This window comes from Litoreibacter meonggei (assembly GCF_003663885.1).
In the GTDB taxonomy this organism is placed as follows: domain Bacteria; phylum Pseudomonadota; class Alphaproteobacteria; order Rhodobacterales; family Rhodobacteraceae; genus Litoreibacter; species Litoreibacter meonggei.
Genome location: NZ_RCCE01000004.1, coordinates 49,991 through 69,973 on the forward strand (window position 1 = coordinate 49,991; position 19,983 = coordinate 69,973).

19 protein-coding genes are annotated in these 19,983 nt (G+C 60.5%); 4 read left to right on the forward strand and 15 right to left on the reverse strand.

Annotated features, from left to right (window positions below; translation table 11 throughout):
• Nucleotides 1-49: 49 nt before the first annotated feature.
• The 3 genes from BCF46_RS12185 to BCF46_RS12195 all read right to left on the reverse strand — a co-directional run bounded on the left by BCF46_RS12185 (nucleotide 50) and on the right by BCF46_RS12195 (nucleotide 2,704).
• Nucleotides 50-1,084 carry a trans-3-hydroxy-L-proline dehydratase gene (locus BCF46_RS12185; RefSeq protein WP_121024653.1) on the reverse strand — a complete coding sequence of 345 codons (1,035 nt, stop codon included), beginning with the start codon at nucleotides 1,082-1,084 and terminating at the stop codon, nucleotides 50-52.
• Nucleotides 1,085-1,181: 97 nt separating this feature from the next.
• Nucleotides 1,182-2,000 carry a trypsin-like serine peptidase gene (locus BCF46_RS12190; protein WP_121024655.1) on the reverse strand — a complete coding sequence of 273 codons (819 nt, stop codon included), beginning with the start codon at nucleotides 1,998-2,000 and terminating at the stop codon, nucleotides 1,182-1,184.
• Nucleotides 2,001-2,041: 41 nt separating this feature from the next.
• Nucleotides 2,042-2,704 carry an SDR family NAD(P)-dependent oxidoreductase gene (locus tag BCF46_RS12195; RefSeq protein ID WP_121024657.1) on the reverse strand — a complete coding sequence of 221 codons (663 nt, stop codon included), beginning with the start codon at nucleotides 2,702-2,704 and terminating at the stop codon, nucleotides 2,042-2,044.
• 106 nt (nucleotides 2,705-2,810) lie between these two features.
• Here BCF46_RS12195 and BCF46_RS12200 point away from each other — a divergent pair, with 106 nt between their 5' ends.
• Nucleotides 2,811-3,383, forward strand: coding sequence for a biotin transporter BioY (locus BCF46_RS12200; protein WP_121024659.1), 573 nt, complete (start codon nucleotides 2,811-2,813; stop codon nucleotides 3,381-3,383).
• 336 nt (nucleotides 3,384-3,719) lie between these two features.
• Here BCF46_RS12200 and BCF46_RS12205 read toward each other — a convergent pair whose 3' ends face one another.
• Nucleotides 3,720-4,013 (reverse strand): hypothetical protein, encoded by a 294-nt coding sequence (locus BCF46_RS12205; RefSeq protein WP_121024661.1) that lies wholly within the window; start codon nucleotides 4,011-4,013, stop codon nucleotides 3,720-3,722.
• 122 nt (nucleotides 4,014-4,135) lie between these two features.
• The gene (purF, locus tag BCF46_RS12210) at nucleotides 4,136-5,626 is read right to left on the reverse strand and encodes an amidophosphoribosyltransferase (RefSeq protein WP_121024662.1); all 1,491 of its coding nucleotides are present in this window, start codon (nucleotides 5,624-5,626) and stop codon (nucleotides 4,136-4,138) included.
• A gap of 118 nt (nucleotides 5,627-5,744) precedes the next feature.
• Between purF and BCF46_RS12215 the strand changes: the two genes are divergently transcribed.
• Both BCF46_RS12215 and BCF46_RS12220 read left to right on the forward strand, forming a co-directional pair.
• Complete coding sequence (locus BCF46_RS12215) at nucleotides 5,745-6,281, forward strand: rRNA large subunit pseudouridine synthase E (protein WP_121024664.1); 537 nt, start codon at nucleotides 5,745-5,747, stop codon at nucleotides 6,279-6,281.
• Nucleotides 6,274-6,975: an SGNH/GDSL hydrolase family protein gene (locus BCF46_RS12220; protein WP_121024665.1), complete on the forward strand. Its 702-nt coding sequence runs from the start codon at nucleotides 6,274-6,276 to the stop codon at nucleotides 6,973-6,975. The genes BCF46_RS12215 and BCF46_RS12220 overlap by 8 nt, the downstream gene beginning before the upstream one ends.
• 1 nt (nucleotide 6,976) lies before the next feature.
• On the opposite strand, the gene BCF46_RS12225 is transcribed toward BCF46_RS12220, so the two are convergent.
• From BCF46_RS12225 to BCF46_RS12270, 10 genes are all read right to left on the reverse strand, one after another.
• Nucleotides 6,977-8,029: a fatty acid desaturase gene (locus tag BCF46_RS12225; RefSeq protein WP_121024666.1), complete on the reverse strand. Its 1,053-nt coding sequence runs from the start codon at nucleotides 8,027-8,029 to the stop codon at nucleotides 6,977-6,979.
• Nucleotides 8,030-8,116: 87 nt separating this feature from the next.
• On the reverse strand, nucleotides 8,117-8,689 hold the full coding sequence (locus BCF46_RS12230; RefSeq protein WP_121024667.1) for a CvpA family protein: 573 nt from the start codon (nucleotides 8,687-8,689) through the stop codon (nucleotides 8,117-8,119).
• Between the two features lie 13 nt (nucleotides 8,690-8,702).
• Nucleotides 8,703-10,076: a DNA repair protein RadA gene (gene radA / locus BCF46_RS12235; protein ID WP_121024669.1), complete on the reverse strand. Its 1,374-nt coding sequence runs from the start codon at nucleotides 10,074-10,076 to the stop codon at nucleotides 8,703-8,705.
• Between the two features lie 48 nt (nucleotides 10,077-10,124).
• Entirely contained in the window at nucleotides 10,125-10,553 is a 429-nt protein-coding gene (locus BCF46_RS12240) for a paraquat-inducible protein A (protein ID WP_073141022.1), read from the reverse strand.
• 48 nt (nucleotides 10,554-10,601) lie between these two features.
• The gene (locus BCF46_RS12245) at nucleotides 10,602-11,381 is read right to left on the reverse strand and encodes a DNA repair protein (RefSeq protein ID WP_121024671.1); all 780 of its coding nucleotides are present in this window, start codon (nucleotides 11,379-11,381) and stop codon (nucleotides 10,602-10,604) included.
• A 165-nt stretch (nucleotides 11,382-11,546) separates the two neighbouring features.
• Nucleotides 11,547-12,293, reverse strand: coding sequence for an ABC transporter ATP-binding protein (locus BCF46_RS12250; RefSeq protein ID WP_121024673.1), 747 nt, complete (start codon nucleotides 12,291-12,293; stop codon nucleotides 11,547-11,549).
• Entirely contained in the window at nucleotides 12,290-13,075 is a 786-nt protein-coding gene (locus BCF46_RS12255) for an MlaE family ABC transporter permease (protein ID WP_121024675.1), read from the reverse strand. The genes BCF46_RS12250 and BCF46_RS12255 overlap by 4 nt, the downstream gene beginning before the upstream one ends.
• Nucleotides 13,072-14,091, reverse strand: a complete 1,020-nt coding sequence (alr, locus tag BCF46_RS12260) for an alanine racemase (protein ID WP_121024677.1) — start codon at nucleotides 14,089-14,091, stop codon at nucleotides 13,072-13,074. The genes BCF46_RS12255 and alr overlap by 4 nt, the downstream gene beginning before the upstream one ends.
• A gap of 66 nt (nucleotides 14,092-14,157) precedes the next feature.
• Nucleotides 14,158-17,829: an efflux RND transporter permease subunit gene (locus tag BCF46_RS12265; RefSeq protein ID WP_121024679.1), complete on the reverse strand. Its 3,672-nt coding sequence runs from the start codon at nucleotides 17,827-17,829 to the stop codon at nucleotides 14,158-14,160.
• Nucleotides 17,826-19,070 (reverse strand): efflux RND transporter periplasmic adaptor subunit, encoded by a 1,245-nt coding sequence (locus BCF46_RS12270; protein WP_121024681.1) that lies wholly within the window; start codon nucleotides 19,068-19,070, stop codon nucleotides 17,826-17,828. Before BCF46_RS12270 ends, BCF46_RS12265 begins: the two co-directional genes overlap by 4 nt.
• Nucleotides 19,071-19,332: 262 nt before the next feature.
• Here BCF46_RS12270 and BCF46_RS12275 point away from each other — a divergent pair, with 262 nt between their 5' ends.
• Nucleotides 19,333-19,983 carry a hypothetical protein gene (locus tag BCF46_RS12275; RefSeq protein ID WP_121024683.1) on the forward strand — a complete coding sequence of 217 codons (651 nt, stop codon included), beginning with the start codon at nucleotides 19,333-19,335 and terminating at the stop codon, nucleotides 19,981-19,983.

Genomic DNA, 19,983 nt, shown 5'->3' on the forward strand with positions numbered 1-19,983 from the left:
TGCGGCTATATATATAACCCTGAGGAAGTTTGGTTCGGTTGCTGTTGAACTAGCTCCCGTGCGCAGGCCAAGTATCCGTCAGCCTGTAGCCTTCCGGCCAAGGATCATCAGGATCAAGCATGTGCTGGTGGGTGCCGGTAATCCAAGCGCGCCCCGTGATCTCGGGGATGATTGCAGGCTTATCGCCCACAGTTGCGACGCCCGCGATCCTGCCATGAAACTCTGAATCGATAATCGAGCGCGCGGTAAAGGTCTCACCAACCTGCATTTGACCGGTCGCGTGCAACAGAGCCATTCGCGCAGAAGCCGCCGTTCCCGTGGGGGAGCGGTCGATTTTGCCGGGTTGGATAGACACCGCGGCCTTTGCAGACAGGTGGCTACCTTCACGTGATAATGGTCCCGCAAACAGGCAGAAGGAAAAATGCGCCCATTCAGGGTTTTCGGGATGGTGAAACGACAATTGTGCATTCGCCGCGTTGGTGATCCGCACGCCAAGCTCGGCAAGTATTCCTGCCTCATGCGCCTCCAGCGAGAAGCCAAGCGCCGCCGCGTCGACCACGACGAAACTGTCTCCGCCATATGCGGTGTCCACTGTCAGCGTTCCAAGATCGGGCACATCAAGCGCCACACCGATTTCTCCGACGAAAGAGGGCAGGTTTTGCACGGTGATCCGTTGCGCCTTGCCATCCGAGCATTCAGCCCGCACGCGGACCAAACCACCGGGGGCCTCCAGCACCATCTCTGTCACGGGTTCTTTCATCTCGATGATACCGCTGTCGAGCAACACCGTAGAGACGCAAATGGAGTTCGACCCAGACATTGGGGGGGTGTCCTCGGGTTCCATGATGATCCACCCCATCTGCGCGTCGGGGTGTTTTGGTGGGACCAACAGGTTTACGTGGCGAAACACACCGCCGCGCGGCTCGTTTAGCACAAAGTTGCGCAGGGTTTGGTCTTTGGCGATCCAGTTGCGCTGCTCCCACAGCGTATCACCGGGCGGTGGGGCGACGCCGCCGACGATCACATCGCCGACTTCGCCTTCTGCGTGGCATGAAACCACGTGGATTGTCTTGGTGCTGCGCATGGTTGTTCCGATGATTTGTATCGCCGCCAAGCATGATCAAGCTGCAATGTGATGGCAATACAGATCATGCGCGCTTGTGTGCAATTCAGCGAAAGATCTAGTTGGTGATTTGCGGCAACCGTGACGTTACCACCCCCGTGCGGCGTGTCGCGCCGCCTACCTTCACGAATTTCGACGTCGCGTTCGACGTTTGGAGCTGACGCACCATTTTGTCCACCGATGGTCCCATCGCAACGCCAAGTGCGACATCACGACTGCCACGCCTGCCAGTAGAGGACATGACGGATGCGATTTGCGGGCCCTGGTCGGTCATCACGAACACCGGCGCGCCCGACGATCCGAAGTCGATATCGCAGGTGTAGTGCAGCACATCTGCTGCGGCATGGGTCATTTTGCAGCCATCCTCCAAGGACGGGGCCTCGGACCGGCCGCGGGCGTAGGACACCACCATCACACGGTCGTTTGCCGACGGCTTCCGGTGCGTGCGGAAGGGCCGGATAGCGGCGTTGTTGATCGGGTGCTCCAACTCGATCACCGCTACATCAGTGGCAATCTCGGAATAGCTGTTGGTGCCGCCGCCATAGTCATACTCGGGGTGGACAACGAATCGCTTGCCTGCGCGATTGGCGGCAGCGCGGCCCTGACGATAGCCCGCGCGAAAGGTGATGTTTTTTGCATCGCGCGGCTTTCCGGTTTGTTTGTCATAGACGCAGTGCGCTGCTGTCAGCACCAGTTTCTGAGAGATCAACGTGCCCGTGCAATAGCCGGACCGGCCCATATCAAGACGCCCTACGGCTTGCCATGGCAGCACTTCGGACGGCGTGTCCAGTGTCTGATGCGGAGAGGCGTCTTTGGCCTGCAGGGGCGTTTGCGCCGATGCGCAGACCATCAATAGGGACAATAATACTCGTTTCATGGGCGCGAGATTTATGCGCTCAATCTGGCAGGATTAGGGCCTCAGAGCGGCAATTGATCAAGCAGACGCGCGGCCTCGGCATGGCAATCGGCCAGCTTTGCGCGATCCTCGCCCGGATAGAACCGCCCGCGTGTGGCAGTGGGCATCGGGGCAGGGGTCAGCATGTGGACGGTAATGCCAGTGTTGGCGGTCTCGTCGCGCCAGCTGGTGGCCATGCGCATCTGTGCGGCCTTGGTCAGACCATATGCGCCGTGAAACTTGTCGCCTTGCTCGGGGTCATCAAACAGCATCGCGTGGCCGGCCTTGGAGGCTTTCAGCAGCGGTGTGGTGTTCAGGATCAGCCGGGCGGTGGCACGGATGTTTGTGGCCATCGTTTTGTCGAGGTCTTTGGCGTCCACATGCTCCATGGGCGAAAGAGGCGGCGCGTGGATCGCGGCGTGAACCAACAGGTTCACATGGCCCCACCGCTGGTGAATGGAATGGCAAATCTGCGCCATTGCGACGTCATCGTTGATGTCGACGGGGACCAGCGTGGCGCTGCCGCCCTTGGCGGTGATGCGGTCGTCCAGCTCTTCCAGCCCACCGACGGTGCGGGCCAATGCGATCACGTGATAGCCTCGGTCGGCCAAGCTTTCGGCCATTGCGGCCCCAAGGCCGCGCGACGCGCCTGTCACGAGGGCGATTTTCTGAGATTGATCTGTCATAGCGGCGTCTTTCTCACTGGAGGGGGCCTAGATCAAGCCCATTTGCTTGACTTTCCATGCTGCACTGCCGAAAAAGCTACTAACGTATATAGCAAGAGGAACAGCCATGACTTTGACCCAAGCCGCTTTCGGGGCAGACACATTCACCAAGAAATCCTTGCTGGTGCTGGGTGGATCGCTTTTCATCGCGCTTGCCGCGCAAGTGAGCATTCCCTTCTTCCCTGTGCCGATGACCTTGCAGACGCTGGCGATCCTGATCGTTGGTCTGTCCTTTGGTGCGCGCCTTGGCGCTGTGACCGTGCTGGCTTATCTGGCCGAAGGGGCCGCTGGCCTGCCGGTCTTCGCCAATATGGGCGCAGGTCTGCCTTACATGATGGGCCCGACCGCAGGCTTCCTGCTGGGCTTTGTTGCCATGGCTTATGTGGCCGGTCTGGCTGCGGGCCGCGGTATGGTGGCGATGCTAGTGGCCTCGCTGGTCGCTGCCGCGCTGATCTACCTGCCGGGCCTCGCATGGCCGCTGGGCGTGGCACAAGCCACAGGTGTTGAGGCTGGCTGGGCTGGCTTGAGCTTCGACAAGGTTCTAGGCGCGTTCGCGACACCGTTCCTGCTGGGCGATGCGGTGAAAGCCGTGCTGGCCGCATTGGCTGTTGCGGGTGGGATGAAATTCTTCGCCAAGTAAATGGCGGGGTGAACCCACCCTAATATTTTGGCGCCGCTCCCGTGACATCGGGGGCGGCGTTTTTTGTTGTCTCGCAGGTGGTAAAAGAGGCGGCCGCCTTGAAACAAGGTTTGTGGCTGCGCGACGCCCCATGACAGAGACGCATCTTCACGGGGATGTAAGCCCGCTATAGTTCACCGGTGAGGCGCGATGGTATCGGTTGGAATGCCGATACCGCGGTCACGAATGTTTCAGGTGCGACGCGGGTTTTTAAGACCACGCGACGTATTGGATCCGAGGTGGGGTTTAAGCTGGGGGCGTTAAGGTGGCGTTAGACCTGCGTGCGCAGGGCACAACTTAAGCCGCGTCAGGCCGCTGGTCTTGCGCGTCGCGTTCGGGGATTTCGAGCCTTTCGGCAACCCCTTTGCGCGCGAAGATCACTGCACTTGTTTCAATAGCTACGATTTTACGCCCGCCGATCACATCGCCGATGCGCACGATTTCGACCCGATTATTCCCGTGCCGGAGTAGCGCGCGGGTTTCGCCGGGGGTCTCGACAGTCCCGAGAAGAGCCAGCTGTGCCATCGGCAGTGTGTTTTCTTCCGTCGCGGCTTTCAGGGCCTCGATGGGGGTTTCGGTCGTTTCGGTCACGGTTTTGGTCCTTGTCGCTGATCGCGTCTAGCGATCGGCAGATAAGGGGCGTGGCGTCTAATGGAAAGCGGACTGTGCCCGCGTCGGCGGGATTTCGCCGCAGCGCAGCATTTTACCGAACCTTACTCCGCCGCTGTCTTCAACTCGAAACCATTGGTGATCTGGTCGGATGGCGCAATCGGGTACTCGCCCGAGAAGCACGCATCGCAATATTGCGGTGCTTTCGGATCGCGCCCCTGAGCTTCACCCACGGCACGGTAGAGACCGTCCAGCGAGATGAACTTGAGACTGTCGACGCCCAGATGCTCGCACATTTCATCCTCTGACATGGTCGCCGCCAGCAGCTTTTCGCGCTGCGGGGTGTCCACGCCGTAGAAACAAGGCCACGCGGTCGGGGGCGAGGCAATGCGGAAATGGACCTCGGCGGCACCGGCATCGAGGATCATTTCCTTGATCTTGCGCGACGTCGTTCCGCGCACCACGGAATCGTCCACCAAAATCACCCGCTTGCCCTTGATCAGCGCGCGGTTGACGTTGAGCTTCAGGCGCACACCCATGTTGCGGATCTGCTCGGTCGGCTCGATAAACGTGCGGCCCATATACTGGTTGCGGATAATGCCCATGGCGTAGGGGATGCCGCTTTGGATGCTGTAACCGATGGCCGCTGGCGTGCCGGAATCGGGCACGGGGCAAACCATGTCGGCCTCGACCGGGCTTTCCTTGGCCAGCTCGCGCCCGATGTTTTCGCGGGTCTCGTAGACCGACCGCCCGCCAAGGATCGAATCCGGACGGGAGAAATAGACATGCTCGAAGATGCAAAAACGCGACTTGGCAGGGCGGAACGGGCGGTGGCTTTCGATGCCCTTGTTGGTGATGACCACCATTTCACCCGGTTCGATTTCGCGCACGAACTCCGCGCCGATAATGTCTAGCGCGCAGGTCTCGGAGGACAGCGCGTAACCGTCGCCGATTTTGCCCAAGACCAGCGGGCGAACGCCCAGCGGGTCGCGCACGCCGATCAGCTTGGTGCGGGTCATGGCCACCACGGAGAACGCGCCTTCGACCTTGCGCAATGCTTCTTCCATGCGGTCAGGGATGGTGCGGCCCATGGAGCGGGCCATGAGGTGGATGATGCATTCGGAATCTGACGAGCTTTGGAAGATAGAGCCGCGCTCAACCAACTCGCGGCGCAAGGCTTCGGCGTTGGTGATGTTACCGTTATGCGCAATTGCGGCACCGCCCAGCGAGAAATCCCCGAAGAAAGGCTGCACGTCGCGAATGGCGGTCTGGCCTTTGTTGCCAGCGGTGGAGTAGCGCACATGGCCGATGGCCAGCTCGCCCGGCAAGGTTTCCATCACCTTGTGGGATGTGAAGTTGTCGCGGACATAGCCGAAGCGGCGGGCCTGCTGGAAACCGGCGTCGGCGTCGTAGGAGACGATGCCGCCGGCCTCTTGGCCGCGATGTTGCAAGGCGTGTAGGCCGAGGGCGACGAAGTTGGCGGCTTCGGCTGTGCCGATGACACCAAACACGCCGCATTCTTCTTTGAGTTTGTCGTCGTCAAACGGGTTTTCGAGCCAAGGCTCGGGACTTTGGTCAAGGTCCGCATGCGTCATTAGGGGCAGCTCCGAATCCGCGTGACAAGAGTATGACACTGGATACGGGGTTTGCGTTGGGAAGTCACGGGCGCTTTGCCCTGTTGTGAGCAGAAGTCGCGCATGGCATGAAAAGGTTATGTCACGCACCATTTTGTTCAATAAACCACACGGGGTGTTGTCCCAGTTCACCGACGGTCAGGCCCGCGCCACGCTGTCGGATTACATCGACGTGCCAAAGGTTTACGCCGCCGGACGTCTGGACCGTGACAGCGAGGGCTTGTTGATCCTGACCGATGACGGGCAGCTGCAGGCGCGTATCGCGCATCCGAAATACAAGGCGGCCAAGACCTATCTGGTGCAGGTCGAGGGGAAGCCTGACGCTGCGGCATTTGCGCAATTGCGCGGCGGAGTTGATCTGAAAGACGGGCGCACGCGACCCGCGAAGGTTGCAGCGGTGGCAGAGCCGAACTGGCTGTGGCCGCGCGATCCTCCGGTGCGGGTGCGCAAGACGGTGCCGGACAGCTGGCTTGAGCTGTCCATCACTGAAGGCCGCAACCGTCAGGTGCGCCGGATGTGTGCCGCTGTGGGGCATCCCTGCCTGCGCCTGATCCGTGTCGCGGTGGGCGACTGGTCGCTGGACGGACTTGCGCCGGGGACTTGGCGCGATGCGTGACGCCGCCGTAAAGCTGGCGTTATTGCCGCTTTTGGCCGCGCAAGGCTGGCGCGCGCGAAAGACCGCCCGTCAATTGCCGGAGCCTGACGGCCCAAGAGAAGGTGTCGACGGGGAGGGGCCACCGTTGCGGCTGCTCGTCGTTGGGGACAGTTCCGCTGCGGGGGTCGGGGTCGCGCATCAGCGCGAGGCCATTACCGGGCGGTTGGTGCAGGCGCTATCGCAGACGCACCGAGTCGCGTGGCGGCTCAACGCGGTAAGCGGTGCGACCACGGCGGCGACGCTGGCGCGCCTGACCGCCGAGGAAACGGGGCCGTTCGACGTCGCGGTCGTGGCGCTTGGTGTGAACGACATCACTAAAGGCGCGACGCTGAGGCGCTGGTTGGGTCTGCAACGAGAGCTTTGCGAGCGCTTGCGTGACGATTTCGGGTGCGCACATGTGCTTGTTTCCGGTGTGCCGCCAATCGGGTCGTTTCCATTGTTGCCGGATCCGCTCAGATGGGTGTTGGCAGAGCAGGGGCGTCGTTGGGACCGCGCACTGATCTCGATGCTGGACGAGATGGAGGGCTGTCACCATGTGAAGGCCGCTGAAAGTTTGGACCCGCATCAGATGGCCGATGACGGGTTTCATCCCGGCGCTGAAGTCTACGAAATGTGGGTGGATGCTATTCTAGAGCAGATGCGCCCGCTGCTATAGCTTACTTCGCGGACATGAACATCTTGTGGACGTCACGGAATGACATAAGACGGCGGCTTTGCTCGTCCCACAGTTGCAGGCCCACAGTTTTGATACTTTCGCGGATCGAGAGGCGGTTGGCTTCGGCCAGCTGCTGGTGATCCCTGAGAACTTCCGGCAAGCGGTAGAACGGGATGCGCGAATACAGGTGGTGCACGTGATGGATGCCGATATTGGCGGAGAACCAGGCCAGAACGGGCGGCAAAACATAGTGCGAGGAGCCGTGAAGCGCAGCCTCGTGAACTTGCCAGTCGTCTTTATGATCCCAATGCGTTTCTTCAAACTGGTGTTGGACGTAGAACAGCCAGACACCCAGAACCGCAGCCATCATGGTGGATGGAATGAAGACCAGCAGCAGCGGCATGATGCCGCCAAACCAGACGATCAGGCCCAGGGCCACTGCGATGCCGACATTGGTGCCCATGGCGGACAACCAGTATTTCGCACCGGCCTTCATATAGCCGATAGGCAGGCGCTGCTCGAGGAAGAACACATAAGCGGGGCCCACCAAGAACAGGGTGATCGGGTTGCGATAGAGGCGGTATTTGAAACGGCCAAACGCCGAGCGGGCCTTATATTCCTCAACCGTCAACGTGTCGATATCGCCAAAGCCGCGCGCGTCAAGATTGCCGGCAGCCCCGTGGTGGATCGCATGGCTGCGACGCCAGACGTCGTAGGGCGTAATGGTCAGAACGCCCAAGGCGCGACCAACCCAATCGCCGACGGTGGAATTCGAGAAGAACGAGCCATGCCCGCAATCATGCTGGATGCAGAAGATGCGCACCAGAAATAGGCCGTTGACCAATGCAAGGGCGACGGCGAGCCAATAACTGACCGACAACATGGCCCAAGCAGCGGCCCAAATCCCGATAAACGGCAGCAACGTCACAGCCAACTCGAACCCAGAGCGTGCCGGATTAGGGTCACGATACTTCGCCAGATGGCGAATCCAAATCTTGGCAGGGGCGCCCGCGGGCAAGGTGAGCGCTTCTGGCGCGACTGGGTCTTGGAACATACTGCTACGTCCGTCTCTCTGTGGGCGGTTCCGAATAGCGATATAGCAATGGGGGGTTAACGCAAGTTTATTAAGCCAAAATGCGGTTTATGCGTCAGATTGACCAGTCGCTTCGGTGCAATGGCTGATCAGGTCTTCGTAGGTTCCGACAATCCAGCCCGGTGCATCGGTGGGGATCACCTCGTCCACAGAGCCTGACATTTGCGCCACGACTTTAGCTGTGCGCGAATCGTCGACCATGGGAATGGCTTGGTCGGCCACCACGCGGTCATAGATCACGAAGGCCACCACGATTAGCAATGCGCCACGCGCGACGCCGAACAGGAAGCCCAGCCCTTGGTCCAGACCACCCAGAACGGAGCGTTGAACCGCGCCCGACAGGATCGGGGTGAAGATCGACACCACCACCAGCGCCACGGCGAAGACCAGCGCGAAGGCGGTGATCGTGGCAGGCTCACAGCCCTCGATCAGGGTGTTGAGATATGGAATTTCTTTAGCAAGTGGAACGGCTTGCGGGGCGAAGATGTAGGCGACCACCGCAGCGGCAACCCAGCCGACAATAGACAGCGCCTCACGGACCAACCCGCGCGAATAGGCGAGGATTGCCGAGATAACGATGACCCCAGCGGCGACGCCGTCAATAATCGTGAAACCTTCCATCTCGTCTCTTCTCCTAGGGCGCCGGATCGGTGCCAAACAGTTCCTGCACGAATGTTGCCAAGTCCGGCATCGTGCGCAGTGTCATGCCGTCTACCCGAGGCAGCTTTTTCTGCTTGGGGCCAATGGCGGAGGTAAAGCCCAGTTTGGACGCCTCTTTCAACCGGTTTTCGGCTTGTGTGACCTGCCTTAGCGCACCTGAGAGACTTATTTCACCAAAAACCACTGATTCAGGGGGCAAAGAGATGTCCTCGCGGGCGGACAGTAGCGCGGCGGCAACAGCCAGATCGGCAGCGGGCTCGTTCACGCGCATGCCGCCCGCGACGTTCAGATAGACATCCAACCCGGCAAACGGCACGCCGCAGCGCGATTCCAACACCGCCAGAATGGTCGCCAGACGTTGGCTGTCGAGGCCCACAACCGTGCGGCGGGCCTGCGGGTTGGGTGAGGGCGACACCAGCGCTTGGATCTCGGTCAGCACGGGGCGCGAGCCTTCGATGCCGGAAAACACTACCGAGCCGGGGGCGGGCTTGTCGCGGTCGGACAGGAACAGGGCGGAGGGGTTGGTGACCTCGGCCAAGCCGCGGCCTGTCATTTCGAACACGCCGATCTCGTCGGCGGGGCCAAAGCGGTTCTTCACGGCGCGCAGCACGCGGAACTGGTGGCCGCGCTCGCCTTCGAAATAAAGCACGGTGTCGACCATGTGCTCGACCACGCGGGGGCCCGCGAGCGCCCCTTCCTTGGTGACGTGGCCCACAAGGATAATCGCGGTGCCGGTGCGTTTGGCGAAGGTCACCAGTTCATGGCAGGCCGCGCGGACTTGGGACACGGAGCCGGGGGCGCTGTCGACCTGATCAGACCACATGGTCTGGATGGAATCGATAATCACCAGCTTCGGGCGTTCCTTGTCCAAGGTGGTGAGGATGTCGCGCAGGTTGGTCTCAGCCGCCAAGCGCACGGGCGACTCTGACAATTTTAGGCGCGCGGCGCGCATGCGGATTTGCTCGGCGGATTCTTCGCCCGAAACATAGATGACATGCATCCCGTTGCGCGCGAAGCGTGCGGCGACTTGTAGTAATAGCGTGGATTTACCGATACCCGGATCGCCGCCCACCAGAATGGCGGAGGCTTCGACCAGCCCGCCGCCCAACACGCGGTCCATTTCGGCGACGCCGGAGGCGGTGCGCGAGGGCGGGTCGTCTTTGGCGTTCAGGTCGGACAGCGCCAAGGCCTTGCCACGCATCGCGCCTAAGGATTTCTTGCCGGGGCCGGTCGACAGCGGGGCTTCCTCCACGATGGAGTTCCAGGCGTTGCAAGCGTCACATTGGCCCGCCCATTTAAAAGAGGTCGCGCCGCATTCGGTGCATTTATGGGTCGGTTGCTTTGCCATAGCGGGTGTTGTGGCTCAGGCGCTAGGTGCAGGCAAGACGATAATACGTCACTTACGTGCGCTGGCGAAAGATATGGCGAGCGAGGCGATGACGCAGGCGGTGAACAGATACAGTCCCCAGCCGGTTTCCACCCGTCCGACGCCCACACCCTTGGCCAGCACGATATAAAGCGCGATGAGGAAGATGTCGGCCATCGCCAGTTTGCCCAACACCGTGATCGCTGGCAGCAGGCGCGGGGAGGCGAGGCGAAATTGGATCAGCGCCAACCCGACGGTTTTCAGGAAGGGTGCTACGAGCGCGAAGAACGTGACCACCAGCGCCAGAAACACGTCCTTGCCCCAGAGCGTCTGGATACCCGTCAGCACGGAGATTTCCGACAAGGAGAAGAAGGGCAGCAGCCCCGCTTTCAACAAGGGGGCTGCCCACGCGATGGGAAACAGCACCAGAAGCGACAGGTTTGCGATCTTCAAAAACATGGGCGCACTGAACCCCGCTTTGCCGGAAAGCTCAAGCGGTCAAATGGGTTAGCCAGCGCTCTTGTCCGAGGTTTTCGGCTTCGGCAAAGGCACGACGTTTTCCGGCTCCGGCGCGTCGGCCATCTCGTAACCGATGAGCGGCAGGATTTCGGCCAAATCGGCCTCCAGACGCTGCATTTGTGCGGTCACGACGCTGTCTTCGACATTAACCTGCTGGGACCAGCGCTTCAGATCGGCGCAGGTTTGCTGGGCCAGTGCGATCTGTTCGCGGTAATCTTCGATTTCGCGTTGGCGCTGGCGCAGGAAGGTGCGGGCGCGCTCGACCTTTTCTTCGGAATAGACGGATGCCAAATCGCGGGATTCGTGGCTCATCTGGGCTGCAACTTCCAGAACAGTAGGCTCCAGCGTGTGCAGGTCAGGGTGGTCGCGCAAGTGCATGATCCGTTCGCGAACCGAGTCAAACTCGGACGACAAAGAGAACAAATCGTTTTTGTCCGCGTTATGTGCTGTCAGATAGGCGCGGGTGACGTCTTCCATCGACAGGTGGAAGTTGCGGTGCGATTTTTCCAGCTCGAGGATACGGCGGTTGGAGGGCAGGTAGAAGCACAGCGACACGGCAAGGGCTGCAAGGAACAGCTGGGCGATCATGCCCGCGTAAGGCACGACGGTATCGCCATAACTGGCCGAAAATCTAAGCCAAGGTGCCAGACCAACAGCGGCGGCCAGCGTTGCGCCGACAACGACGCAGGAAAACAAAACAACGGCCACCAAGGCCACTCGTTGGAGAAACTGCTGGAGCTGCAGCCAGGTCTGGTTTGCACCAGTCATCTCAAACACTCCCAAAAAAGCACCGTTAACAAACTCTTAAGCCATTTTAGCGGAGATCCGCCGATTGGCCACGGGGAATTTTGTCGGAAATGTGGCGTAGTTTCAGGACGCTACCGTTAAATCGTGAGGGATCGGGGGAATTGTTTCTTGATTGGAAACAGCTCGCTACCGCACAGCTTCGATCGGCCCCTCGGCGCTGCCGGAGATGAACTGAGTCACATAGGGATCGCCGGAGTTGTCAAGATCGGCCACGGGGCCAGTCCATTGGATCACCCCGTCATGCAGCATCGCCACCTTGTCGGCGATGGCGCGGACGCTCGACATATCGTGAGTGATGGTCATGGCGGTCGCGCCCATTTCCACCACGATCTCGCGGATCAGGTCGTTGATGACGCCGGACATGATCGGGTCGAGGCCGGTCGTCGGTTCGTCGAAGAAGATGATCTCTGGCTCGGCCGCGATGGCCCGGGCAAGGCCCACACGTTTTTGCATGCCGCCGGAGAGCTCTGCCGGATAGCGGTCGGCGACCTCTTCTTTCAGACCCACGCGGCGCAACTTCTCGACGGCGATGGCGCGGGCTTCCTCGGCGGGCCGCTTGAGCGAACCGCGCATCAGGCGGAAGGCCACGTTTTGCCACACGGGCAGGCTGTCGAACAACGCACCACCTTGGAACAGCATCCCGAAGCGGGCGAGGAAGGCGTCGTGGTCGCCTTTGGTCGAATCTTTACCGTCCACCAGAATGGTGCCGCTATCGGGCTTCACTAGCCCCAGCACCGACTTCAGCGCCACGGATTTGCCGGTGCCGGAGCCGCCGATGATCACCATGCTCTCGCCCTTGGGGATATGCAGATTCACGCCGCGTAGGACGTGGTTGGAGCCGAAGGCTTTATGGACGTCTTCAAAACGGATCATGACGAGAAGAATATCCCCGTTAGGATGAAGTTGGCGGCAAGGATCAGCACGGCAGCCGCCTCGACCGAGCCTTTGGTGGCCTTGCCCACGCCCATCGCCCCACGACCGGAGTTCATGCCGTAGTAGCAGCCCATCAAGGTGGCGATGCCACCGTTCACCGCACCTTTGGCCAGCGATGTCACGATGTCGGAGGTTTCTAGAAAGTCCGAGGTGTTTTGCAGGTAGGTCGCCGAATTGAAGTCCAGAGTACCCACGGCCACGGCCCAGCCCCCCATGATGCCGATGATATTGCCCACGGCGACCAGTGCTGGCACGACGATGATGCCCGCCAGCACGCGCGGCACGGTGAGGTATTTCATCGGATGGGTGGAGAGGGTCACCAGCGCGTCCAGCTGCTCGGTCACCTTCATGGTGGCAATCTCGGCGGCGATGGAGGAGGTCACGCGGGCGGCTATCATCAGGCCGACCATCACGGGGCCAAGCTCGCGCACGATGCCGATGGCGACGATTTGCGGCACCACGGCCTCGGCGCTGAAGCGCGCGCCGCCTGCGTAGATTTGCAAGGCCAGTGCGCCGCCGGTGAACAGGGTGGTCAGGCCGATGACGGGCAGGGAGAAGTAGCCGACATTCATCAACGCCGCGCCGAATTCCTTGAGATAGAACGGCGGACGGATCATATGGGCGAAGGTCTGGCCGGTGAAGATTGCCAAGCGGCCTAAGGCGGCCAGCGCCGACAGGGTCAGTGCGCCAAGAATGGCCAAGGGCGAAAAGACATGGCTCATGAATAGGACCGCTTGTAGCGATGGCCGAGCGAGGTCAGAACTTCATACCCGATGGTGCCAGCGGCGTCGGCCAGCGTGTCCACGCTTTGCTGCGGGCCGAGGATGGTCAGGTGGTCCGGCACCGCGTCCAGATGGGTCACGTCCACAGTTATCAAGTCCATCGACACACGACCAACCAATGGGCAAGGCGTGTCGCCCGCATAAAGCGTGGCGTTGCCGGACAGCGCGCGGATCAATCCGTCAGCATAGCCACCCGCAACGGTGGCAATCGTGCGTGGCTTATCGGCGATGAAGGAGTGTGCGTAGCCCACGGCCTCGCCCGCTTTAATGGTGCGGGTCTGGATCACCGGCAGGTCCAGCCGCGCCACGGTTTTGGCCCCCTCGAAGGGCAGCCCGCCATAAAGGCCGATGCCGGGGCGGGTCATGTCGAAATGGTATTCGGGGCCAAGCAGGATGCCACCCGTCGCTGCCAGCGAGCGGGGGGCGAGCAGGCCCGCGGTCATTTCCAGAAAGGCCTTGAGTTGGTCCGTATTGCCCTGATGATCCGGTTCGTCGGCACAAGCCAGATGGGACATCACCAGCGAGGCGTCCTGGCTCATCTCGGGCGACCAGTCATAAGCCTCGATCCCGAGGCGGTTCATGCCGGTGTCAATTTGCAGCCCGAACGGATGGTCCGGCAGACGAGCTTGGTGGCGGGAAACCTGTTCAGGGGAATTCAGCAAGGGAACAGCGCCAAGGTCGGACAGCGTTTGTGTGTCACCGTCCATATGGCCGGAAAAGACATAGATCACAGGGTCTTGGCCCAGCGTCGCGCGCAAGGCGGTCGCTTCTTCGACGGCGGCCACAAAGAAAGTGCGCACACCGGCACCGGCCAGTGCCTTCGCCACGCGGCCTGCGCCCAGACCGTAGCCGTCGGCTTTGACCACAGCGCCCGTTTCGGTCGCGGATTGGCGATCCAGCACCTGCCAGTTGTCCACCAGCGCGTTCAGGTCGATATGTAGAGTTCCGGTTCCCATAGGGTCTGGGTGAGACATGGGGGCGGGGAGGTCAAGGGCTTTTGGCGGCCCTTGACCTGTGAGGCCCTATTCCGCCGCGCGCAAACGAGAGGGTTTTGACCCATCTTTTGGCCCGTTTTTGGAATCGTTGCTTTCGGCGTCGGTCGGCTTCAACGCGTCCAAGTCTTCTGCTGTTTTGGCCAGTTTTTCCTTGGCGGCTTTCAGAGTTTTCTGCGCCGCTTTCAGAACGTCGCCACTACTGCGTGCTTCCGGTTCCGAAGGATCGGACCACAAGATCAGTGGATCACGCACTTTGCGGGCGTTTTTGTTCAACGCCAGATCACGAGCAGTTTGCGAGCCGCGTCCACCCAAGGCGCGCAACTGACGGACCGAGGCATAGGCCCCGATGGAAATCCACACACGAAGGGCCAGCATGGCGGGGGTCAGGACCAGCGTCAGGACGGTGGCGACACCAAGGCCGAACACCACGGCTGTGGCCAGTTGCGTCCACCACAATGCCGTCGGGCTGCCGATGGAGTAGCCGCCCCCCAAGAAGTCGAGGCTGAGGCCGAACATCATCGGCGTCAGGCCTGCCATGGTGGTAATGGTGGTCAGCAACACGGGGCGGATACGGGCCTCGGCGGTGCGGGTGATCGCTTCCAGACGCGGCATGTAGCGCGAGTATTCCTGGTAGGTGTCGATCAGAACAATGTTATTGTTCACCACAATCCCAGCCAGCGCGACGACGCCTGTACCGGTCATGATAATGGAAAACGCCTGATCCATGACCAGCATCCCGATCAGCACTCCTGTGGTGGACAAGATTACCGCCAGCAGCACCAGCACCGAGTTGTAGAACGAGTTGAACTGCGCCAGCAGGATCACGAACATCAGCCCCAGGGCGGCGAGGAATGCGTTGCCGAGGAAGGCCTGACTTTCGGCCTCTTCCTCGGTGTCGCCGGCCCATTCAAAACTGACCGACGCGGGCAGGGGCGTTTCCGTCTCCAGCCAGTTGGTGATGTAGGCAATGCGCTCGTTGGCGTTGATGATTTCGCCATCTTCTGTCTTTAGGTCAGGTGCCACATCCGCCTTTACGTCGAAGAACCGCGTCTGGTCCACGCGGTCGATCTGGCCGAGTTTGGCAACGGGTTTGCGCGAGATAAAATTCGACAGCGGGATTAGACCGTCGGGTGTGCGGACCTTGAGGTTGTCCAAGGTAGACAGCACGCGGCTCTCTTCGGGTAGGCGGACGCGGATTTCGATTTCCTCGTCGGAACTGTCGACCCGCATCGTATCGAGCAGCAGCCCACGGGTGACCAGTTGCACCATCGCGCCCACGGTGGCGACGTCGGCCTTGTAGCGGCCTGCGGCCTCCACATCGACGTCGATCTGCCAGTCTATGCCGGGCAGGGGCAGGGTGTCCTCTATTGTTATGAGGCCGTCGATCGTCTCGAATTTCGCCCGCGCGATGCGGGTGGCCTCTTGCAGGTCTTCCCAGTTGTCACCCTTGAGGCGCAAGTTCACCGGCTTGCCGCCCGCGGGACCGCGATCCTGGCTTAGGATTTCAGTGTAAATGCCGGGGATGGCATCCATTTTGGCCTGCATTTCCGCGAGGATCACGAGATCATCACGCCGATGACCCCATTCGGCCAATTCAATCTGGATTTGCCCCACTGTGTCCAGCGGGCCGGTTGCGCCGCCGGTATTGGTGTCCAGCCCGCCTTGTCCGGCAAAGGCGAAGATGGAGTCAATTCCGTCGACAGTCGCGATTTGGGCCTCGACCTGACGAACAAGATTGTCCTTTTCCTTTAGGCTGAGGTTGCCGCGGGCGCGCACATAGACAATGGCCTGCTCGGTTTCAGAGTCGACGAAGAATTCCACCCCGTTATTGTTGGCCGAGAAGGTTATGAATGTGACGAAGACGAATGCACCGACCGCGCCGATAGCGACCAGTGGCATGATCGGGTTGCCCGAAATAAACTGTGTGAAATGCCCGAACGGGGTCCGGCGGTAACCGGCGTTGATGCGGCGCTCGCGGCGGGGGCGGGAGACTGCGCCCATCGCTGTTGAGGCAAACATCGCCATGGCGATGAAGAACCCGCCACTAAAGACCATTACCCCGACGCCACCTTGCCCACGCGGGATCGGCAGCAGGTAGCTCGGGTTCAACAGCTGCATCGCCGCGACGAACAGGCCAAACATCGCGACGGCAACAAGTGCCAACCGGATGACGATGTTGAACTTGCGCAGGAATCCTGACGCGCGGGTGATCATGCGCGAAACGCGGCCAGACACGCCGCCCATGACGGGCAGGTAGATCAACGCCACGATCAGCGAGGCTGACAAAACGAAGATTAACGTGACGGGCAACATACCCATGAACTCACCCGGAACGCCGGGCCAGAACAACATCGGCAGGAAGGCGCACAGGGTCGTGGCTGTTGACGACACAATGGGCCAGAACATGCGTTTGGCAGCGTCGGTGTAGGCTTCCATGGGCCCCGCACCTTCGTCGATGCGTTTGTCGGCGTATTCCACCACAACGATGGCCCCGTCGACCAGCATCCCCACGGCAAGAATCAGACCGAACATGACGATGTTCGAGATCGAGATGCCCATGATGCCAAGCAGGATAAAGCACAGCAGGAACGAGGTCGGAATAGCAAAGCCGACCAGCAACGCGGAACGTGTGCCAAGGGATGCCAAAACCACGATCATCACCAGCGCGATAGCCGTTAGCACGGAGCCTTCCAGCTGTTGGACCATGTTTTCGACTTGCTTGGACTGATCGAGGGTTACGTCCACGCGGATAGCTTCTTGCAGCTCTTGCGGCCATTTGGTCTGCGCTTCTGCGACCGTGTCGCGTACCAGTTGCGCGGTGTCGATGATGTTGTAGCCTTTACGCTTCACGACTTGCAGGGCCACCGTATCGTTGCCGTTGAAGCGGGCGGTGCCGGTGCGGTCTTCGAATGTCAGCCGGATGTCGGCCAACTCGCCCAGCGTGACGACGCGGTCGCCGTTGACCTTGATGGGAAGCTCATAGACGTCCAGCGGCTCGTCGAAGGAGGCGGGAATTTTGACCGAGAACGCGCCTTGGTCCGTCTCCACCTCGCCCGCAGCGATCAGCAGGTTGTTGTTATTGACCACATTGATCAACTCACCCGCCGAGACGTTGTAGGCCTCAAGTGCCAGTGGGTCGATGATGACCTCCAGCATCTCATCGCGGTGACCGGCGAGGCCAGCCTCCAAGATCGGAGGCATGGCCTCGATCGTATCTTGCAGGCCTTTGGCGACCTGCAAAAGCGTGCGCTCGGGTAGGTCGCCTGACAGCGACACGATGATAATCGGGAACTCGGAGAAGTTGATTTCGATCAGGTTATATTGCTCTGCGCCTTCAGGAAACTCGGCCTGAGCCTGCCCCATCTTGTCGCGCACATCGGCAAGGATTTTGGTCTTGTCCCAGCCAAATTCGAACTCCATCGCGACGCCCGCGTAGTTCTCGGACGCGGTGCCGGACAGGGTTTTCAGCCCGTCGAGGTCTTGCAGCTTGGCCTCCATGACCTTCACAAGCAGCTTCTCGCTATCCTCGGCAGAGATGCCCGGGAAAGGGACGGAAACAAATAGCGCCGGAATCTCGATGTCCGGCTCGCCCTCTTTTGGCAGTCCGGTATAGGCGAACGCGCCAATCACCACCGACATCACGATGAAGGCGATGATCATGCGGGCGCGTTCGCCCGCCCAATCGACCAAGCCGGTCATGATTTGGTCTCCGCGTAAGTTGCTTTGATCGCCACCCCGTCAGTCACATATTCCTGTCCGACTATGATCACTGAAACCTCTTCCGCGAGGCCCGCGACCCACATGCCCTCAGCGGTATCGCGAAGGATGGACACTGGCGTAAATGCCGCCTTGTTGTCTTCCGTCGCAATCTGCAAGCCAAGCGTGCCTTCATCGTTCAAGGTCAGTGCGGAGGCGGGGATCAGATGGGCTTTTTGTCCTTCGGCACCGATCAGGATTTCTGCAGTTTGGCCATCGCGCAGCTGCAGATCGTCATTGTCGACGGTGATCTCGACGCGGAAGGTGCGGGTTTCAGGATCGGACGAGCGGGACATGAAAGTCACGCGCCCTTCGACGATTTGATTGGCTGTGGTGCGGCCACCAGCGCGTGCACCAACAGCGACCTTGGCGACGTCCGTTTCCGGCACGAATGCCACCAGTTTGATCGGGTTCAACTGGATGATCGTTGCACACAGCCCACCGGGCTGCATCAATGCGCCAAGCTCAGCGGTGTCAGTTTCCAACAATCCGGCGAAGGGGGCTGTGATTTGCAAGCGGCTGATCTCGTTTTCGGCAGATGCGATTGCGGCTTCAGCACCCAGAATGCCAGCGCGTGCGCTCTCTACACCGGCGCGCGCGGTTTCGACCGCGGCCAGCGCAGACTGCACGGAAGCCTGTGTTCCTGCCACGCGGATATCAGAGGCGAAGCCATCGGCGGAAAGCTGCTTGGCAGCGTTGTCGTTGATCCGTGCTTCTTTCAACCGCGCTTCGGCTTCTAGCACACGGCCTTCAGCTTCCGGGAGGCGGGCTTTGGCTTCAGGAAGCCGAGCTTGCGCTTCGGCCAATGCCACTTGGCGGGTGCCGGGGGCAATCTCGCACAACAACTGGCCAGCTTCGACATAAGAGCCTTTTCGTAGCGGTTCGGAATTGACCAAGCCGGAGGTTTCGGCACGGACGTCAACCTGACGAGCCGCTTCGGTACGACCACGCAACAGCACGGCATTGTCGATGGCTTGCGCCGCGGACCGAATAGCAACAACGGAAACAACCCGCGCGCCTTCCGTGGCGGTAGGTGTTTCAGCGTCTGATGTTTCGGCCACTTCCTCGGCAACAGGAGCCTCCGTGCCACCGGATGCAAACGACAAAAGACGATCGCGTTCGAACACGATAAGGTAAAGGGCGAGGGTCACCACGATAGCAGTGATGATCGAAAAAAAGCGCATTACTATAATCCCTGTGCCGAAAACGGCTATATTTCGTTGGTCAGTGCATAATGATACGCTAAACCGACCGGTTCAGATTACATTTATGTCCTGCTGGCTGCAAGGGCCTGAAATCCGTATACCCGCGCAACACATGTGCGCGTATAAGGGTATTTATGTCTTAACTATGCAAAACAGAGCTTTTTGGTCTATGCGCCTTTGCCCTTGGCAAGGTTTAACCCTTCGGGGTATGCCTCGCGCAACACATAGACGGAGAACACCTGTGAGCCAAACTGACAGCTTCATCGAAGAGGTAACCGAAGAGGTTCGCCGCGACCGCCTGTTCGCGCTTATCAAGAAGTGGGGCTGGGTTGCAGTGCTGGTTGTGCTGCTGATCGTGGGCGGTGCGGCCTATAACGAATACCGCAAGGCGTCGATCAAGGCAGAAGCCGAGAGTTTTGGCGACGTGCTTCTCGCTGGGATCGAGGCGAACGATGCCGGGGCGACTCTGGCCACCGTGCCTACGGCAAATCCGGAGCAAACCGCGATAGCGGGACAACTGGCCGCCGCTGATGCCCTGTCGGGCGGCAACTCCGAATTTGGACTCGCGCAACTTGATAAGGTCATCGCGACCGAAGGCGCGCCTGCGGTCTATGTCGCGCTTGCCGAACTGAAACGCGCTTTGGCTTTGCCTCCGGAGACCCCGGTAGAAGAGCGCAGCGCAGCATTCGAGGCACTTGCCGCGCCCGGCGCGCCATTCCAGCCGCTGGCCGAGGAGCAACTGGCATTAATCGCAGTTGAAACCGGCAAACCGGAGGAGGCCATCACTATCCTTCGTGGGCTGCTGGATTCGGCGAATATCACAGCGGGCTTGCAACGACGCGCCTCAGAGTTGATTGTGGCACTGGGCGGCAACCTTGCGGAAGCGCAGTAA

Coding starts and splice junctions, on each gene's coding strand:
- BCF46_RS12185 (WP_121024653.1), bottom strand. CDS start 1,084: ATGCGCAGCACCAAGACAATCCACGTGGTTTCATGCCACGCAGAAGGC.
- BCF46_RS12190 (WP_121024655.1), bottom strand. CDS start 2,000: ATGAAACGAGTATTATTGTCCCTATTGATGGTCTGCGCATCGGCGCAA.
- BCF46_RS12195 (WP_121024657.1), bottom strand. CDS start 2,704: ATGACAGATCAATCTCAGAAAATCGCCCTCGTGACAGGCGCGTCGCGC.
- BCF46_RS12200 (WP_121024659.1), top strand. CDS start 2,811: ATGACTTTGACCCAAGCCGCTTTCGGGGCAGACACATTCACCAAGAAA.
- purF (WP_121024662.1), bottom strand. CDS start 5,626: ATGACGCATGCGGACCTTGACCAAAGTCCCGAGCCTTGGCTCGAAAAC.
- BCF46_RS12215 (WP_121024664.1), top strand. CDS start 5,745: ATGTCACGCACCATTTTGTTCAATAAACCACACGGGGTGTTGTCCCAG.
- BCF46_RS12220 (WP_121024665.1), top strand. CDS start 6,274: ATGCGTGACGCCGCCGTAAAGCTGGCGTTATTGCCGCTTTTGGCCGCG.
- BCF46_RS12225 (WP_121024666.1), bottom strand. CDS start 8,029: ATGTTCCAAGACCCAGTCGCGCCAGAAGCGCTCACCTTGCCCGCGGGC.
- BCF46_RS12230 (WP_121024667.1), bottom strand. CDS start 8,689: ATGGAAGGTTTCACGATTATTGACGGCGTCGCCGCTGGGGTCATCGTT.
- radA (WP_121024669.1), bottom strand. CDS start 10,076: ATGGCAAAGCAACCGACCCATAAATGCACCGAATGCGGCGCGACCTCT.
- BCF46_RS12240 (WP_073141022.1), bottom strand. CDS start 10,553: ATGTTTTTGAAGATCGCAAACCTGTCGCTTCTGGTGCTGTTTCCCATC.
- BCF46_RS12245 (WP_121024671.1), bottom strand. CDS start 11,381: ATGACTGGTGCAAACCAGACCTGGCTGCAGCTCCAGCAGTTTCTCCAA.
- BCF46_RS12250 (WP_121024673.1), bottom strand. CDS start 12,293: ATGATCCGTTTTGAAGACGTCCATAAAGCCTTCGGCTCCAACCACGTC.
- BCF46_RS12255 (WP_121024675.1), bottom strand. CDS start 13,075: ATGAGCCATGTCTTTTCGCCCTTGGCCATTCTTGGCGCACTGACCCTG.
- alr (WP_121024677.1), bottom strand. CDS start 14,091: ATGGGAACCGGAACTCTACATATCGACCTGAACGCGCTGGTGGACAAC.
- BCF46_RS12265 (WP_121024679.1), bottom strand. CDS start 17,829: ATGACCGGCTTGGTCGATTGGGCGGGCGAACGCGCCCGCATGATCATC.
- BCF46_RS12270 (WP_121024681.1), bottom strand. CDS start 19,070: ATGCGCTTTTTTTCGATCATCACTGCTATCGTGGTGACCCTCGCCCTT.